This is a genomic window from Arthrobacter sp. NPDC093139 (assembly GCF_044754165.1).
Lineage (GTDB): Bacteria > Actinomycetota > Actinomycetes > Actinomycetales > Micrococcaceae > Arthrobacter.
This window is the reverse complement of record NZ_JBIVOO010000014.1, coordinates 43,740-59,094: the sequence shown is the minus strand read 5'-3', so window position 1 is coordinate 59,094 and position 15,355 is coordinate 43,740. Positions and strand designations below refer to the sequence as shown.

Genomic DNA, 15,355 nt, shown 5'->3' with positions numbered 1-15,355 from the left:
TGTGATTCTTATCGGTCGAGCACGGCGCCTGGTTCACGCCCCGTGTGTTGGTGGGTTTTCACGGGTGTCGGAGTGGTGGGCACTGCCGAACCTGGGCGGATGGGAGCCATGCCTCGGAGACCGAGTTCCACGGACTTCTTCACAGGCGTCTTCTCCGGCGTACCCTGTTCCGGCGCGCCCACGGTGACCGGCCTGGGCATGGTCGCTGCGAAGGGTTTCAATTGTTCGGTCACCACGGCGCGGATCCGCTGTGCTTCCCTGATGCGCCCGGATTGTTGGTGCATCTCGTATATGGCAAAAGCGGTGTTCACCAGCTGCAGCATGAGGGCCGCCTGGGCCGCCGTTTTGTCCTTGCTCGACGCCGCCATGAACAACATGGCCGTCCCGGCGATGGACGGGAGTGCTACGGGTTTCCTGTACTGGCGTGGTGCGCGCAGCTGGGCTGTGCGGGACAGCTCGGCAGCGGTCGCTGCCAATGGTCCGGGCGTCGATTCCAGACGGTGTGACCATGCCGCGAATGCCCCTGATACTTCCCTCGCTGCCTTCGCCCAGGTGGCGTGGTCATCCCGCGGCAGGACGCGCAGTTTTTCAACCAGCGCTGTCGCGTTGCGGGTGTACTGAACCCACACCTCTGCTGACGGCGTTGCATTCTCGGGACCGGTCCTGGAGACCTTGCGCTTGTTGCGCGCCGCGGCGTTCCATTCCGCTGCAGCCTCGCTAGCCAAGTGCGGAGAGTCCGGCCACTCTTCACGCAGGGCGCCGAGCTTCAAGTCGGACGCGAGAGTGCCACCTCCAAACCAAATCGGCCGTTCACCAGGACGAGGGCGTTCGGCCACTGAGTAGCCAACAATGACGTCGGTGGTGTTCTTCGCGTAGCGCGGCCTGACCAGCAGCCCTGTGTCACGGGCGCGGCGGACGAACTCCGCTTCTGTCGCTGACGCGCTGGCGCTGGCGCGCACCTTGCGGGCCAGCGATGCCCGGTGCATTTCACGTTCGTCGCGGACGGCGGTGGCCTTCTCGGCACGGTCATAGCCACGGGTGGCGTGCACACTGGAGAGCTCTTCCAGGCCGTACTTGGTTTCCAGTTCCCGGCAGGTCTGTTGTGCGCGTTTGTAGTCGCCGTGGGTGGAGGCTTTGGTACCGTCTTCGCGGACGAGGGACACGGCAATGTGGATATGGTGGTTACCGTTCTCACTGGTGCCGTGATTGATCGCTACCCACCGGCACTGCGCCTTTCCGCTGGCCTCGGTAAAGCCCATGGCGTCGACAAAGTCGTTCGCAATGTCACCCCACTGCTGGTCCGTCAGGGCTCCCTCTTCGGCACGGAGGCTCAGGGAGCAGTGCCACACATCGGCGTGCTTGTGGCCGTTCGGCACCCGCTCCTTCTTCACCGGGTCCCAGCGGAAATCCTTTTGCAGCACCTCGACATTGAAGGCCTTGCGAGGCTGGTCCAAATGCTTCGCGATCGCCACCGCGTCGTCCTTGTCCAGGACGCCGTCGTCGTACCACGCCATGATCGCCGCATCGCCGGCGACCAGGTGCGGATCGGTGTGCGCGTTCTTCGTCTTATCTGCGTCAGTGGAGGCCAGGTACAGCAGCAGCCCGGACATCCGGGAGCCCCGGGTGATGTTCGGGATCATCGCCTACATCAATCCCTCGATGGTGCGGTCGATCCGCATCGCCACCTCGCGCACATACGCCAGCGCCGCCTTGGCATCCTGGGGGAATTCATCGCCCGCGTTCGCGTGCCTCGCGATCTGGTTCACGTTGTTCGACACCCGGGCCAACAACGTATGGATTGCCATCAATTCAGCCATCGCGGCTTTACGCTCCGTCGGCGTCTCCGACGACTCCGACAAAGCAGCGGTCAGCAGCAGATTCGGGACCGTGACCTTCTCCCTCGCAGCCCTCGCGACCAGGGCTGCTTCCTCCTCCGCCGTCACCCACACATCGCGGCGCTTCTTGGTCCCTGCCGGGGAATTCGCACGGCGACGCCTGGAAAGGCGGGAACGCGGCACACTCTCCTCAGACACGCACTCCCCCCAATCCCTCAAACGGCCCAGCGCAGCGACCCCAAAACCGGGGACCACAACGACCAGTGTGCCAAGCAAACAACCACAGGGCCGTGCGCGACACGCCATTTACACCCGTGTAAATGTATAACTTGCTCCGCCGAAATCGGCGGCCGCCCTTCCTCCTGCCCTCTGGCGTAGCCCAGACCGCGGATCGGCACGCCGCTGCGCGTCGCTGCCCGGAAACCCACTACGCCTGTGGTTACGGTGGGTGCATGCCAACCATTGATATCGAACAGACACGCAACCAGGCACGCGCCCTCCTGGACTCGCGCATCGAGTCCGTCACCAACCTGGTCAAGACCCGACAGCGGATCACAGAGCTGCGCGAGCAGCTCGCCGACGCCGAGCGCGAAGATAAGCGCGCCTATGTGCGCGCCACCAAGGACGGGTGGAGCCCCGAGGAACTGAAGAAGCTCGGGCTTGAATCCGGCGCCGCATCGCGCCGCCGGAAGCCGGCCGCCCGCACGTCGGACGAGGGATCCCCGTCCTCTCCTGGTGGGGTCACCGGGGCTGAGTAAGCAGCCCCTCGTCCACCTGGGCACGGCAAAAGCTAAATCCTCCGGGCTTTTCCCGCACACACGTGGACGACAGGAACCACCTGACCGGCTGCACACAACCGCCAGGTCACCAACAGCTCAACCATCACCGCCAGTAGCCGGCGGATGTGCACAGCCTGGAATCAGGACCGTCGCCAGCGGGCACCTTCCCCATGGACCAAGACCGGCGCTGCCGTGGCACCTGAATGGGCGGCTGGTTTTTCTTCAGCAGGGACGACACAGGACTGCACTGCGCGGCAGCCTTGGGTACAAACGGAACCACTCCAGGGAGCTGGCTTCTAAGGCACAGGGGGGCTTCCCGGGCCGGAACAGGGCGGTGACAACCACAAGCTGCAGGGCGGCGCGAATCACCACGAGGTCCGCGGGCACGCGTGATCCAAGCAATGGCACCAGCCGCAGCAATGAGCTTCACAAAAAAGTGAACCCGACTCGAAAGACACGCAAGGCCAGCACCCGTCATTGGGTGCCAGCCTTCACCGCATTAAGCGGTCGCGGGTCAGTCGTCTACGGAAGCCTCGCCCTCGGAAAACCTGGCCGGACGAAATCCGCTCCGCCGTCTTCTCGTAGGCGGCCAATGTAGGCGGCATGTCTTTGAATGCTGCGCGGCACACCCCGAAAAAGTTCCTGCCATGGGTGAGGATTGAGCCATGGCAAAGCGCATCCGCGGTCTAACCGCCGTGATTTACAAGCAGGCTGGGTCCGTGCCGGTGATCCAAAGTGCAGCCTCATGAAGCAGATGAGGCTCCGGTACGCCGGAGCGTGTCGGGAGTGCGGTGCCTCTCTTCCGGCCGGGACAGAAGCGGTCTATGTGAGAGCGAGACGAAGACCGTCCGCTGCTTGGAGTGTGCTACCGAGGCTACGGAAAACATGTCCCCTGATCTGCAGCCACCTGGTGATGAGTCGTTGGCCACTGAGTCCGGAGTAGCCGGGTCGTCCGCCCGACGCGAATATGAGCGCCGCAAGACGAAGGACGAGGAACGGATCCGCGAGAAGTGGGGTCGTTTCGGTGGTCTCGCAGTCACCCTCTCTGACGAGCGGCCGCATACCAAGTCTTGGGATCGAGGCGCGATCGGTGAGGAACGCCTCGGCGCTCGGCTAAACGCCCTGGCCGCCGATGGCCTGGCTGTCCTTCACGACCGATGCATCCCCGGCTCGAAGGCCAACATCGACCACATCGCCATCACTCCCGGTGGAATCTGGGTGATTGATGCCAAGCGATACAAGGGACGGCCTGAACTGAAGATCGAGGGTGGCATCGTTCGCCCACGCGTCGAGAAGCTCCTCGTTGGCCGGCGTGATTGCACGAAACTGGTCGATGGGGTGCTCAAACAGGTCGACGTCGTCCGCGACCTCGTCGGGGATGTTCCGGTCACTGGGGCGCTGTGCTTCATCGAAGCAGACTGGCCCCTGATCGGGGGCGCGTTCTCGACTCATGGCGTTCAGGTGCTCTGGCCGAAACGGTTAGCCAAAGTGCTTATAGAGCAGACAGCCGGCGACGTTGATGTGGCGAGGATGCGTGAGTTGGTAGCCTTGCGGTTCAAGTCTGCGTGACGTCAGGTGTCGATGTTCGAAGCTGCTCGGAAAGCACACTACGGGACCGTCTCCACGGCCACGGCCCTTAGCCAGCCATCTGTGGTCTCACCGTTGATCGTGGCCTCACCCATTTCCACAACCATCTGGACCCTTGTACCGTCCCGCCACCCGGCAGCTTCTGACTCGTCAACGAACACTGACAGGTCATCGGCTCCCCCTTTGGCCTTTAGCAAGACGTTGAACTCCCCGGCCGCCCCGGTCATCCACAGCTCGGACATGACCAGTTCGCCCGTAAGCCGAAACTGGTCCCCAACCTTAATTCCACCCATCCGGGCGGAGTTGAGCTTGTCGAGCAACTCATCGACGGTGATAGCCGTGACCACAGGGGCAGCAGGCGCGGACTCAACTGATGGCATGCTTGCTTCAGTTGTCACAACCTGGGACGGAGTTGGCGCGATCTGGGACGGAGTTGGCGACGGGAGAGTCTCGGCGCGGTTGCGTGAACCATCACCGCCCCCGAGCGCACTGATGATGAGCAGCCCGACGATGAGGAGCGCGAACAGGCCGCCGCCAATCCCGATCACTTTCCACGGGGTCTCTGGTTTCGGGCGCCGGAAGATCAGCTCCGACCGCACTGTCCCTTGGGTCTGAGAGACGAACTCCCAGCCCTCTTTCTCTAACTTGGCTCTAGTCCTGGCCTCCATACCGCGAACCGTCTTCACGGACCTCGTCTCGTACTTCACACCCGTTGCTGTCGTCATCGTCATGTTGTTCCCCCTTGGCCCCCGGACATCAAATACTCTTCGCGAGCTTAGAGTGGCGCGACGGTGTCTCCAAGTCGCGCCCCAAAGCGCACACTGCGCAGCGGTGTCCGTGCAGAATTCATACCCCTCTAAAACCGGCTTGCGGTCGACGGTGCCGCCACTTAGCGCTGGACAGACGCTAAGGTACTCGTCGACAGCCTTCGGCGTTGTGCCATGGCTTAGCCGTCCTCTTTCTGGTGCTGCATTTCTTCGCGGGTCCTGCGTCCTGGCCTGAGCTCTCCTGCTGGGACGCCGGGCCATTTCTTGCCGCCGTTGTACTTGCGCTGCAGCCGCTTCAGTTCCCTCAAAGTGGCGCCTTCGACAAGATCGGTGATGGACGCGTATCCCTCAAGGTGCCCGACGGCTTTTACAGCAGCGCGGATCTGATCCGCGTCGGTTTCCGTGAAGTACGGAGAGACGGACTTCTTCTTCTTGCTCACCGGCCGGCCCGGTCGAGCGCGGCCTTGGCTTTGGCGACAGCCTGCCGTGCCTCCCGCAGAGCTTCGGCCTGCTCGTGAGTTGGTCCGGTGCCGTCACGCCACTCCGAGCGGAGTTCCTCCTCGGCGTCACCCAGGAGCGCGAACGCTTTAGATCGCATGTCATCGAAGGTGGGCAATTCCTGGGCCATAGCGTGGATCCTGTCGTGCGGAGGCGGGTAGAAACCGTGGTCGGGGCCAGCGTATCTGCCGGCCCCGACCAAGGCAGGGTTTAGAAGGGCGGTTCGGAGTCCGGACCGTTGCCCCAACCGCCTGCGCTGCTGGTCTGCGGGGTAGACCACGGATCGGCCTGGGGGGAGGACTGGCCGGGCTGGCTGCCCGTGCCCTGGTTGCCGAAGCCGCCTGCTCCCTGTCCACCCTGGTTGCTGCGCTGGGAGCGGTTAACCTTCACGTTCGCGTAGCGGAGAGAGGGCCCGATCTCGTCCACTTCGAGTTCGATTACGGTGCGCTTCTCGCCTTCCTTGGTCTCGTAGGAACGGCTCTTGAGCCGGCCGGAAACGATGACACGCGTGCCCTTGGTGAGGGATTCGGCCACGTTCTCCGCTGCTTCCCGCCACACGCTGGCACGGAGGAACAGTGTTTCGCCGTCCTTCCATTCGTCGGTCTGCCGGTCGAAGGTCCGGGGCGTGGAGGCCACGGTGAAGTTGGCCACCGCCGAGCCCGACGGCGTAAATCTCAGCTCAGGATCCGAAGTTAGGTTTCCGATGACGGTAATGGTGGTCTCGCCTGACATGGTGACTGCCTTTCCTGTTGCTTGGTCCTGTGTATCGGTTAGCTGCGGTTCAGTGTCGTGCCAGGGGGCCGCAGGGTCCGAGAGCACCTGGTACGGGACGTTGACGGAGCCGGCGGGGTTGGCGACGAGGCCGAACCATGCATCGTCGTCGTTATGCTGCCGGGGACTGATGGTGAAGTCCGGCGTGGGGGTGCTCATACCCGTACCGCGCGGTTCATGTGGGCTTGGACGAGCTTGTCCCTGCGGAGGCCGGCCCAGTGGTCCTGGTCATCGGAGTTGTTCACGACGACGGGTGCCTGGGAGTAGCCGAGCTCTTCGGTGATGTAGGCCAGGGCCGCCGGCACTTCGGTGATGTCCACGGCGGTGTAGCTGATGCCCTTGGAGTCGAAGTAGGCCTTCGTCTTGTCGCAGTTGGGGCAGTCCGGCTTGGTGTAGACCGTGTATTCGGAGGTCGTTGAAGGAGTCATTTTCAGTCCTCGGTTTCGTATCAGTTCTGGTTTCGTTCGTCTGGGTGACTCTGTATCTCCATACTACCGTTTATTCAACTGAATAAAAAGGGGTTTGGGCGTGATTTCTAGGGACTTTTCGACCACATTTTTTAGGTTGCGGGTGGGTGGTGTCCACGGTTTCGGAAGTGCGGAAGATGTCAGTTTCAGAAGTCGACTGCACTGAATGTCAGAAGTCCTCTGCACTAAGCCATTGGGCGGGCCCAGTGCCAGGCCGAAGTGACCTTAGTGCAGAGGAGTATCGAGCAGTTAGTGTTCAGAAGTCATCTGCACTACCCCGAAATCACGGGAAAGTCAGTGCAGTCAGCTTCTGAAAATGACACGAATGATGTGGTGGGTACCGCCGCCGGCGACTGTGGTCATCCCCGCAGGGTTCGCCGCAGCCCCCATGTGCCTGAAACCCCAAGTTCCTGGACCGGGTGAGGTATCCCCGGAAATGTGGGTGCCCCGTGTGAATAGGTGTCGTCCCTGCTGAAAGGAGACCAGCCATAGTCCGTGGTGTCCCGGCAGACCAAGTCTTGGACCATGGGAAACAATGCCGGATGTTTGTCCTGCCGCCATTCCGGTACTGCCGGGAAGGATTTGGTCAGCAGCATACTAACTATTCGCCGCCCCAGCGTGTTTATGCCGGGGACACAAGAAGGGCCGGCTGTTAGGCCGGCCCTTCTGCGTTCTCCTCGGCAAAGGAAATCTACGGATTCAGCCTAGCTGAATACTTCTTGTCGTGCGTGCGGCGCCCTGGTGGACGTCGTTGTCCCTGGTGCCGCGGCACCCGGTTGAGCGGTCAGTGGTGGTGCGTTACCTGGCGGTCCGCCGCTGGTGAGTGGATGCTGTGGTTCGCCCTGGGCGGCGGACCGCCCGACTTTTGGGAGGTTCCCGGCCCCGTCGTGGTGAGTGGTCGGGGGCCTTGCCGGGCGGTGGGGGTTCCGCCCGGCAAGGGGTTCTTTCTTATGCCGCTTCGGTTTCCTCGGCTGGTCTGCCGCTGTCGATGATCATCTGCTCGACCTCGCTTGGCGTGTATCCCCACGTGACCAGCTGGTTCAGGTAGTCCCGGTGGGTCTGGGACGGGGACCGCCATGAGTCCTTGGCGATCGTCTTTTCGTAACCGGCGCAGACGAGCGCGATCAGGGAGAACTCGGGCCGTGCCGTGGACTTGCCCACGTGATCCCGCAGCGGGTTCCACCCCCACCGGCCGGACTCTTCCGATTTCGCGCCGATCATTTGTGCGGCCACCGTTCCTTCGTAGCCGCTGGCCGTTTCGGAATGGTGCGTGATCGCGTGAACGGTGAAGTACTGCCAGCCCTTCGGAGCCTGCTTCTTTGACAGCAGAGATTTGACGAAATCGCGCCGCACGGTGGTGGCGGACACCATGGCCTTGTTGTTCTCGATCAGGGTCTTCCGCTCGGCTTTCTGCTCGTCGGTCATGGGGCCTTTCTGCACGTTGCTTCCGCCGTCGTAGCGTTCGTACTTCGGCGTGAAACCCAGTTCCTTCCATCCGGTGATGGCAGGAGTGGCGTTGTGTTGGCCCCGGTAGTCGGTGCTGACCACATAGGCGTTGGCGTCCTCCTCGGTGGCAGGTTCCCCGTCTGCCCTTTTGGCCGCCGAGACGTAAAGGTTCTCGTCGTCGGCGTAGTGTCCGGCGTCCTCAACGACGGTCTTGCCTTGGGCTTCCAGTTCCGCGATCAGCGCGGCGAGTGCGGCGGCGCTTTCGCGCCGGTCGCGCAGCAGCTGGGCGACGTGGAGCAACTGGTCTGGTTCGTCCATGATGACCGATTCCAACTCGGCGGTGGCGTCCTCGTCCCCATCGAACTCGGCCATGATGAGAGCTTCGTCGATGCTCCACCCTTTGCCCAGGGCGGCATCTCCGGCCTGTGATGCCTTGGCCTTCAACGCGCCCTCGACGGTCGTCTTGGTCCGTCCGGTCTTTTTCGCGATCGCTGCCGCCGAGACCCCGATTAGGGACAGCTGGTGGTATGCCTCGGCCTCGTCCGCCTCGGTCAGTTCCGCGCGCTGGATGTTCTCCACCACCTGTGTCACGATCCGCTCCGCTTCGTCCGGGCTGTCGGTGACCATGACAGGGATCAGAGGGCGGGCGGCTTCCACCGCGCCACGGGTGCGGCGCTGTCCCATCAGCACGTGCACGGTGCCGTCGTCCTTGCGGTGAGCAATCACGGGTTCCAGTACGCCGTGTTCTTTGATGCTGGCTACGAACTCCTTGGTCAGTCCGGCGTCCTTGCGGACGTTGGTGTCCACGGTCAGAGTTGCCGGGTCGAGCCATTCGAGTACGGATGTTGCGTTCATGGTGTTGCTCCTTCTTGCCGAGAAGTTGGGGTGAGTGGGGCGGATCAGGTGACCGGCCAGCGTCCCCTCTCCCCCGTTGTTTTTTGGTTGCTGGCAAGCTTGCTTGCTCGGCGGCCGACGGAGCCCTGTCTACCCGCAGGGCAAGGTGTGGGAAATTCCCGAAGGAAATCAGCGACGAAGGAGCGCCGTAGGGAAATTCCTGCGCCGCAGGCCCCGACGAAGGAGGGGCTAGACGGGGTGGAGCGGACGCCTAGAATCCGAAGGACAGCAACCAGAAAACGTCGTAGACAAACAGGGCCAGGGTGTCCGGAGCTCTGCGACGGCGCGCCCTGGACCCAACAGCCGGCCGCGAAGCGGACGCCCATTCACTGGTTGAAGCGCAGCGGAAACCAGAGCGAGCCCTGCGAGCCTGCCTTAAGACAAGAGAGCCGGCACCTGGGGCGCCGGCTCTCTATCGTTTCCCTCGGCAAGAGGAATCTTGTGGTGCAGCGTCAGCGCTGCGTGGGTGTCACGGCTCGTCGAGCCGGTGGTCTTCCAGTGGCCGGTCTACCGGGCCGATCACGGGGCCTGCGGTCAGCAGGCTCAGCTCCAGGATGTCTTCGAGGGGGCTCGCGTCAGCGGCAACGGCATCATCCTCTGTCATGCGGAAGTATTCGGCCACGCTCAGGACTCCTTGGCTGTGTAGGGCAGCGGTGTCCTTTCACAGTATCGGCAGTTCCTGCGGGCTGGCTGAAAGTCGCTGCGCCCGCGTCAGCGTCAAATGCGGCCGGCGGAGCGAAGCGGGGGAGGCCGCCGCGCACCTGGGAGAGATCCCCAAGGGGAAGGCCGGACCACTCGGGTGTGAGGTCCGGCCTCCTTCGGTTAGCGGCTCAGGCGGCGATCATATGCCTTCTTGGGGTCCCGGCTGCAGTCAGCCAGCAGGCCACGGTTGACCAGTTCGGCCAACAACTCGGCGAGCCGGTATCCGGCCACGTCTTCCAGCGCGAGCTTGAAGTACCGGGCGGCGAAGCTGGACTTTCCTTTGAGCCATTCCAGCCAGCCGATCAGACACAGCATGGGGGCGCGCTGCCCTTCGGGGGTTGCTTTCATCAGTTCGAACGCGACTTCCTGGGCGGTGTCAACGCGGGCCCAATCGGGGCGGCTGACGAAAACACCGAGCATGACGGAGGTGAACTGGTCCGGGGCGTGGGTGATGATGTCACCCATCATGTAGTCCCGAATGGTGGGGTGCTGCAGCGCCCCCGCCAGCTCGTGCGCGGTTTGCGTCGTCAGGCTCTTGGGGTTCTCCAGAACCTTGGCCCACGTTGCCCGGCTGGCCTCAAGGTCCTCGGGCCACCCGTCCGGCTTGTGCGCGGCAATGGCCTCGCGGGCTCCTTCGTCTCCGCTGAACGGGGCCGGGGCCGTAAACCCGGTGACGGCGCTCCCCCGGTAGATCAGGGCGGCGTTGCCGTTGCTGGTGGTGATCGCGTCCAGCGACTGGGCGGGGCAGCAGCTGGTGTCCGTGCACAGGTAGTTCCGCCACAGTTCGGAGGTCACCAGCCATGCATCCTTCAAGGGCATCCCTGCCGTCTCCAGCTCGGTGCGCAGCGCCTCCACGTGCTCGGAGTACGGGCGCGGGTTTTCGGCGGTGTCTTCGTCCGTGTAGATGACCAGCAGGCTGCCTGTGGCGGCTTCGTCGGCGGTCAGGTAGCTCACGATGGTTTGGGCGTAGGCGACCGGTTCCAGCCCAAACGGGGCATCCATGCGGAGGGTGGCGCCGAGCTTGTTGCCCTGCATGGTTACCGCGACGAAGGATTCCTTCGGGGCCTCGCACAGCGTGTGCGGGATGAAGGCCAGGATGTCGGCCGGGCCGGTGAATTTGATGAAGTCGTTCATGGTGTTGCTCCTTCTTGCCGAGAAGTTGGGGTGAGTGGGGCGGATCAGGTGACCGGCCAGCGTCCCCTCTCCCCCGTTGTTTTTTGGTTGCTGGCAAGCTTGCTTGCTCGGCGGCCGACGGAGCCCTGTCTACCCGCAGGGCAAGGTGTGGGAAATTCCCGAAGGAAATCAGCGACGAAGGAGCGCCGTAGGGAAATTCCTGCGCCGCAGGCCCCGACGAAGGAGGGGCTAGACGGGGTGGAGCGGACGCCTAGAATCCGAAGGACAGCAACCAGAAAACGTCGTAGACAAGCAGGGCCAGGGTGTCCGGAGCTCTGCGACGGCGCGCCCTGGACCCCAACAGCCGGCCGCGAAGCGGACGCCCATTGTTGAAGCGCAGCGGAAACCAGGCGAGCCCTGCGAGCCTGCCTTTGCCTTGGGACTTGTCAGACTGGGTTGGGTACGGTGGGATTGTCCCGCCTGGTTCCCCCAATCCCAGGCGGGACATTCTTTGTCAGCAGGAGAGATGGACTGTGGGACTGCGAAGCTTCTTCACCCGGCACCGGGCACCGGCCGCAGCGGAGCCCTCCGCCGTCGTGGTGGCCACGGAACGCGAGCCGCTGACCCCCGCACAGCTGGCAGACCTGGAAGCGGCGTGGGCCGAACTGCAGCAGGCGGCCAAGGAAGCAGGCGTGTCGTTCCATGCCTGCACGCGGGACGGCAGCCGCTGTCAGGACGACCCGCAGTCCGTACGGGCCATGGCGGAGACTATAAGGCGCACCCAGAAGTACACCGCCGAGGGCATCCAGGACAGCCCGCAGCGCTAGAAACGGCCCGTCCTTTAGGCTGGGCCCATGAGCGAGTCCATCCCGCCGGCTCTGCAACCACCGGTTGCTGTTGCCCTGGCGAAACTCGTCAAGACATTCCCGGGACCCGATGCGCTGCCAGGCGTGATGTATTCAGAACCCAAATGGGACGGGTACCGGACGATCGCGCTCATAGATTTTGACGGGGTGACGCTCTGGTCCCGGCAGGGCAAAGAGCTCACGCGGGTCCTGCCTGACCTGGCCGCAGCCCTCGGGGCTCAGGTCCCGCCCGGTGTCGTCCTCGACGGCGAAGCCGTCATATGGAACAGGGATCGGCTGGACTTCGAGGCGCTGCAGCGTCGCATGGTCACGTCCAGGGCGGCTCTGCCGGCGCTGCTGAAGGAGTTCCCGGCCGCGTTCGTTGCCTTCGATGTTCTGGCCGTCGCCGGGCAGGACGTCCGCGGTGTCCCGTTCGCCGGTCGCCGGCAGCTGCTCGAAGAATTGGCCCGGGAATGGGCCGCCCCGCTGGCCCTCTCCCCCACCACCACAGACCCGGAACTGGCAAAGACCTGGCTACGGGATCTTCCCGCCACCGGGATTGAAGGGTTGGTCTTCAAGGGAGGATCGCAGACATATGACGCCTCGCGCTCCTGGTTGAAGTTGAAGCACAAGAACGTTCTGGACGTCGTGTGCGCCGCCGTCCTTGGGCCGTTGACGCAGCCCCACGCGATCATCGCGGGCTTGCCCATTGATGGGCAGCTGGGGATCGTCGGCCGCTCCACAGTCCTTTCGACACGCGCAGGGCGCGAGCTGGGCCGCCAGCTCCGCCCGGCGCAGCCCGGGCATCCGTGGCCCGAAGAGATCAGCGAAACCTCGCTGAACAGATTCAGCAAGGACAAAGGCCCGGTGCACCTGACGCTGGTCGAAGGGCTCGTGGTCGAAGTCGCGGCCGACGTCGCGTGGTCCGGCAGATCGTTCCGGCATCCTCTGTCTTTTGTGCGGGCCAGACCAGAGCTGGATCCCGCGGACGTGGAACTCCCGCCGCACATCAAGGACCGGTAACCCCTGTAAGTCGCGTTGGACGGGTTGTGCCCACTGGGGGCCAGGTGGAGCCCTCCGCACAGCTCAAAGCTGTCCCCATTGGCGTGCAACCCGTTCGCTTCTTTGCTCGGCTGAGAAAGAGGATGGTTCCTTTGTCTGCCCCTACGGCTACACTGAGTTAATCGAACATATATTCGAATAAAGGTGTGTTGTGGGCGTTATTGTCGGTCCCCGTGTGATAGATGCGGGCGCCTCGTTGTTGTCGGTTCTGGTCTCGCCGGTGCCGGTCGCTGCCGGTTACCCGTCGCCGGCGCAGGACTACTTTGACGGCCGCATCGATTTGAATGAGCACCTGATCAAGGACATCACCAGCACCTATGTGGTGCGGGTGTCCGGGGACTCGATGGAAGGCGCCGGGATCAGCGACGGGGACGAACTGATCGTGAACCGGGCCCTGGAACCGCAGGACGGCTCGGTCGTGGTCGCGGTCCTGGACGGGGAGCTGACCATCAAGCGTTTGCGGATCACTCCCGCCGGGGTGGTGCTGCAGGCGGAGAATCCGGCGTACCCGGACATCCGGGTTCCGGCGTTGTCGGATCTGGTCATCTGGGGTGTCGCTACCCGATGCCTTCACCATGTCTGAGGCAAGCGATGTCTAAGCCGGCCCTGATGCGGCGGATGCCGCAGATCGTGCACGTGGATGTGAACTGCTTCTACGCCTCGGCCGAGCGGGCGTTCGACCCGTCCCTGGAGGGCCGCCCAGTGGTGGTGCTGTCCAACAACGACGGCTGCTCCGTCACCCGGTCCCCCGAAGCCAAAGCACTCGGCATCGCCATGGGTGAGCCGTGGTTCAAACTCGCCCCGCGGGCCAAGGAATGGGGGCTGGTGGCCCTGTCCAGCAATTACGAACTCTACGGGGACATCAGCGCCCGGGTGATGGAGCTGCTCGGCCGCTACAGCGCCTGGCTGGAGGTTTACAGCATCGACGAGGCCTTCCTCGGAGTCAAAGGCTCCCCGGCCGAGCTGTTGGCCCTGGGCCGGGCCATGAAGGCCGCGGTCCGCCGGCACGTCGGCGTACCGGTCTGCGTCGGAATCGCCCCCACGAAGACTCTGGCGAAGCTATGCAACAAGTGGGCGAAACACAACCCCGCCTTCGACGGCGTGTGCCACTGGGACTCCGTCCCAATCCCCGTGCGTCAGGCGCTGCTGGGTCGGTTGTCCGTGGAGGAGATCTGGGGCGTCGCCGGCCGGCTGACCAAACGCCTGAACGCCATGGGCATCCACTCAATCCTGGACCTCACCGGCGCGGATCCGGTGGCGATCCGGGACAAGTTCTCCGTGGTCATGATGCGCACCGTCCTGGAGCTGCAGGGCACCCCCTGCATCCCGATGGAGGAAGAACGCATCGGCAGGGACCAGCTGATTTTCTCCCGATCCTTCGCCACACCCGTCACCACCAGGGCCGGACTGCGGCAGGTCCTGTCCGTCTACGGCCAGCAGGCGTCCGCCCGGCTGGCCAAACACGGGCTCCAGGCAAAGGTCCTCACCGCGTTTGCCGGCACCTCCCACTACAACCAGCACCAGACGTCCTACCCGTCCGTATGCATGGCGCTGCCGATGCCGACCGCGGACCCGGTCCTGCTGACCCGTGCCGCGCACGCCCTGTTGCCCACGATCCAGGAAGGCCTCAAATACGCCCGGGCCGGGATCATGGTCACAGATCTACGCCCCTCCGGTAACCAATCACCCCTGGAACTCTTCGAGAACCCCCACGAGGAACGCCACATCGGAACACTCCTGGAAGACGTGACCCGCCGCTACGGCCGCGGCTCCATCGGCCTGGGCCACGCCGGCATCAAAACCGGCCTGGACTGGACCATGAAACGCGACATGCTCTCCCCCCGCTACACCACCCACTGGGACGAACTCCCCCTCGTCAAAGCCGCCTGACCCCACCCCACTCACCCGCACGACCGCAGCACGAAAGAAAGCCCCATGACGATTACGCCCGAAGCCCCCACACGTACCCACGATGTCCAGGTCCGGACCGACCCGGCCGGCAAACCCCTCGCCGTCCGTCACGACGGACGGATCTGGATTGTCGATCCCGATACCGACTCCCAGCACTGGTTCATCCGGGACGCCTGGTGGGACACCAGACGCACGGCACCGGTAGGCGCCGGGAACCTGGTGGATATCGAATACTGGCGCGTCCAGGTCCGCCTCGGCTCCAACTCCGCGCTGCGGACCTTCACGCTGCGCCGCGAACCTCTCGCCACCGCGTGGCGTCTGGAGTCCATCACTGACAACTGAGGCAGCCGTGCGTAGCGTGGGGCCATGGGACTCATGTACGACGATCCGCAGCTGGCCGCGCTGACGCTCACGCGCATTGCAGCTGAGGAATCAGAAGGCCCCGGCGCAATGACGGGGCGGATGCGCGAGGTCATGGATGACCTGGTGCAGCGCAACGGCGCCGGCTACCTGGCGGAGCTGGTCATCGTCCTGGCCCGTGCCCGGTTCGCCGCCCTCGATGATCTCGCCCGCGCCACCGGGACCGGCACAGCGGAACTGCTGGACGCGGTGGAAATCGAGGCCCTGGAAGGCCTCGCTGACGAGCCTGATGTTTGAACCCAAAGGGGACGGGTACAT

At 63.9% G+C, this 15,355-nt stretch carries 18 protein-coding genes; 8 read left to right on the top strand and 10 right to left on the bottom strand.

What is annotated here, in order from left to right; all coding sequences use genetic code 11:
- Nucleotides 1-8: 8 nt before the first annotated feature.
- Both ACIP90_RS18050 and ACIP90_RS18045 read right to left on the bottom strand, forming a co-directional pair.
- Nucleotides 9-1,640 carry a relaxase/mobilization nuclease domain-containing protein gene (locus ACIP90_RS18050; RefSeq protein ID WP_400580938.1) on the bottom strand — a complete coding sequence of 544 codons (1,632 nt, stop codon included), beginning with the start codon at nucleotides 1,638-1,640 and terminating at the stop codon, nucleotides 9-11.
- 3 nt (nucleotides 1,641-1,643) lie between these two features.
- Nucleotides 1,644-2,033, bottom strand: coding sequence for a MobC family plasmid mobilization relaxosome protein (locus ACIP90_RS18045; protein WP_400580937.1), 390 nt, complete (start codon nucleotides 2,031-2,033; stop codon nucleotides 1,644-1,646).
- Nucleotides 2,034-2,287: 254 nt separating this feature from the next.
- On the opposite strand from ACIP90_RS18045, the gene ACIP90_RS18040 reads away from it, so the two are divergent.
- Both ACIP90_RS18040 and ACIP90_RS18035 read left to right on the top strand, forming a co-directional pair.
- Nucleotides 2,288-2,593 carry a hypothetical protein gene (locus tag ACIP90_RS18040; protein WP_400580936.1) on the top strand — a complete coding sequence of 102 codons (306 nt, stop codon included), beginning with the start codon at nucleotides 2,288-2,290 and terminating at the stop codon, nucleotides 2,591-2,593.
- Nucleotides 2,594-3,499: 906 nt separating this feature from the next.
- On the top strand, nucleotides 3,500-4,183 hold the full coding sequence (locus ACIP90_RS18035) for a nuclease-related domain-containing protein (protein ID WP_400580935.1): 684 nt from the start codon (nucleotides 3,500-3,502) through the stop codon (nucleotides 4,181-4,183).
- A 38-nt stretch (nucleotides 4,184-4,221) separates the two neighbouring features.
- On the opposite strand, the gene ACIP90_RS18030 is transcribed toward ACIP90_RS18035, so the two are convergent.
- The 8 genes from ACIP90_RS18030 to ACIP90_RS17995 form a co-directional block, all read right to left on the bottom strand.
- Nucleotides 4,222-4,932 carry a hypothetical protein gene (locus ACIP90_RS18030; protein ID WP_400580934.1) on the bottom strand — a complete coding sequence of 237 codons (711 nt, stop codon included), beginning with the start codon at nucleotides 4,930-4,932 and terminating at the stop codon, nucleotides 4,222-4,224.
- Between the two features lie 215 nt (nucleotides 4,933-5,147).
- Nucleotides 5,148-5,408 carry a hypothetical protein gene (locus ACIP90_RS18025; RefSeq protein WP_400580933.1) on the bottom strand — a complete coding sequence of 87 codons (261 nt, stop codon included), beginning with the start codon at nucleotides 5,406-5,408 and terminating at the stop codon, nucleotides 5,148-5,150.
- A complete protein-coding gene (locus ACIP90_RS18020) occupies nucleotides 5,405-5,596 on the bottom strand; it encodes a hypothetical protein (RefSeq protein ID WP_400580932.1) in 192 nt (63 codons plus the stop codon). Before ACIP90_RS18020 ends, ACIP90_RS18025 begins: the two co-directional genes overlap by 4 nt.
- Nucleotides 5,597-5,676: 80 nt before the next feature.
- Nucleotides 5,677-6,396 (bottom strand): single-stranded DNA-binding protein, encoded by a 720-nt coding sequence (locus ACIP90_RS18015; RefSeq protein ID WP_400580931.1) that lies wholly within the window; start codon nucleotides 6,394-6,396, stop codon nucleotides 5,677-5,679.
- Nucleotides 6,393-6,665 (bottom strand): glutaredoxin family protein, encoded by a 273-nt coding sequence (locus ACIP90_RS18010; protein ID WP_400580930.1) that lies wholly within the window; start codon nucleotides 6,663-6,665, stop codon nucleotides 6,393-6,395. The genes ACIP90_RS18015 and ACIP90_RS18010 overlap by 4 nt, the downstream gene beginning before the upstream one ends.
- A gap of 987 nt (nucleotides 6,666-7,652) precedes the next feature.
- On the bottom strand, nucleotides 7,653-9,005 hold the full coding sequence (locus ACIP90_RS18005) for a ParB/RepB/Spo0J family partition protein (protein ID WP_400580929.1): 1,353 nt from the start codon (nucleotides 9,003-9,005) through the stop codon (nucleotides 7,653-7,655).
- A gap of 508 nt (nucleotides 9,006-9,513) precedes the next feature.
- Nucleotides 9,514-9,666 (bottom strand): hypothetical protein, encoded by a 153-nt coding sequence (locus tag ACIP90_RS18000; protein WP_400580928.1) that lies wholly within the window; start codon nucleotides 9,664-9,666, stop codon nucleotides 9,514-9,516.
- A gap of 200 nt (nucleotides 9,667-9,866) precedes the next feature.
- Complete coding sequence (locus ACIP90_RS17995) at nucleotides 9,867-10,880, bottom strand: DUF4192 domain-containing protein (RefSeq protein ID WP_400580927.1); 1,014 nt, start codon at nucleotides 10,878-10,880, stop codon at nucleotides 9,867-9,869.
- A 512-nt stretch (nucleotides 10,881-11,392) separates the two neighbouring features.
- On the opposite strand from ACIP90_RS17995, the gene ACIP90_RS17990 reads away from it, so the two are divergent.
- From ACIP90_RS17990 to ACIP90_RS17965, 6 genes are all read left to right on the top strand, one after another.
- Nucleotides 11,393-11,686: a hypothetical protein gene (locus tag ACIP90_RS17990; protein WP_400580926.1), complete on the top strand. Its 294-nt coding sequence runs from the start codon at nucleotides 11,393-11,395 to the stop codon at nucleotides 11,684-11,686.
- 27 nt (nucleotides 11,687-11,713) lie between these two features.
- Nucleotides 11,714-12,727: an ATP-dependent DNA ligase gene (locus tag ACIP90_RS17985; protein WP_400580925.1), complete on the top strand. Its 1,014-nt coding sequence runs from the start codon at nucleotides 11,714-11,716 to the stop codon at nucleotides 12,725-12,727.
- Between the two features lie 190 nt (nucleotides 12,728-12,917).
- Complete coding sequence (locus ACIP90_RS17980; protein ID WP_400580924.1) at nucleotides 12,918-13,349, top strand: LexA family protein; 432 nt, start codon at nucleotides 12,918-12,920, stop codon at nucleotides 13,347-13,349.
- A gap of 26 nt (nucleotides 13,350-13,375) precedes the next feature.
- Nucleotides 13,376-14,656: a Y-family DNA polymerase gene (locus ACIP90_RS17975; protein WP_400580982.1), complete on the top strand. Its 1,281-nt coding sequence runs from the start codon at nucleotides 13,376-13,378 to the stop codon at nucleotides 14,654-14,656.
- 45 nt (nucleotides 14,657-14,701) lie between these two features.
- Nucleotides 14,702-15,019, top strand: a complete 318-nt coding sequence (locus ACIP90_RS17970) for a hypothetical protein (protein ID WP_400580923.1) — start codon at nucleotides 14,702-14,704, stop codon at nucleotides 15,017-15,019.
- Nucleotides 15,020-15,043: 24 nt separating this feature from the next.
- Entirely contained in the window at nucleotides 15,044-15,334 is a 291-nt protein-coding gene (locus ACIP90_RS17965) for a hypothetical protein (protein WP_400580922.1), read from the top strand.
- Nucleotides 15,335-15,355: the final 21 nt, after the last annotated feature.

Bases quoted from the DNA above. Each gene is read 5' to 3' on its own strand.
- ACIP90_RS18050 (WP_400580938.1), bottom strand. From the start codon at position 1,640: ATGATCCCGAACATCACCCGGGGCTCCCGGATGTCCGGGCTGCTGCTG.
- ACIP90_RS18040 (WP_400580936.1), top strand. From the start codon at position 2,288: ATGCCAACCATTGATATCGAACAGACACGCAACCAGGCACGCGCCCTC.
- ACIP90_RS18035 (WP_400580935.1), top strand. From the start codon at position 3,500: ATGTCCCCTGATCTGCAGCCACCTGGTGATGAGTCGTTGGCCACTGAG.
- ACIP90_RS18030 (WP_400580934.1), bottom strand. From the start codon at position 4,932: ATGACGATGACGACAGCAACGGGTGTGAAGTACGAGACGAGGTCCGTG.
- ACIP90_RS18020 (WP_400580932.1), bottom strand. From the start codon at position 5,596: ATGGCCCAGGAATTGCCCACCTTCGATGACATGCGATCTAAAGCGTTC.
- ACIP90_RS18015 (WP_400580931.1), bottom strand. From the start codon at position 6,396: ATGAGCACCCCCACGCCGGACTTCACCATCAGTCCCCGGCAGCATAAC.
- ACIP90_RS18010 (WP_400580930.1), bottom strand. From the start codon at position 6,665: ATGACTCCTTCAACGACCTCCGAATACACGGTCTACACCAAGCCGGAC.
- ACIP90_RS18005 (WP_400580929.1), bottom strand. From the start codon at position 9,005: ATGAACGCAACATCCGTACTCGAATGGCTCGACCCGGCAACTCTGACC.
- ACIP90_RS17995 (WP_400580927.1), bottom strand. From the start codon at position 10,880: ATGAACGACTTCATCAAATTCACCGGCCCGGCCGACATCCTGGCCTTC.
- ACIP90_RS17985 (WP_400580925.1), top strand. From the start codon at position 11,714: ATGAGCGAGTCCATCCCGCCGGCTCTGCAACCACCGGTTGCTGTTGCC.
- ACIP90_RS17975 (WP_400580982.1), top strand. From the start codon at position 13,376: ATGCGGCGGATGCCGCAGATCGTGCACGTGGATGTGAACTGCTTCTAC.
- ACIP90_RS17970 (WP_400580923.1), top strand. From the start codon at position 14,702: ATGACGATTACGCCCGAAGCCCCCACACGTACCCACGATGTCCAGGTC.
- ACIP90_RS17965 (WP_400580922.1), top strand. From the start codon at position 15,044: ATGGGACTCATGTACGACGATCCGCAGCTGGCCGCGCTGACGCTCACG.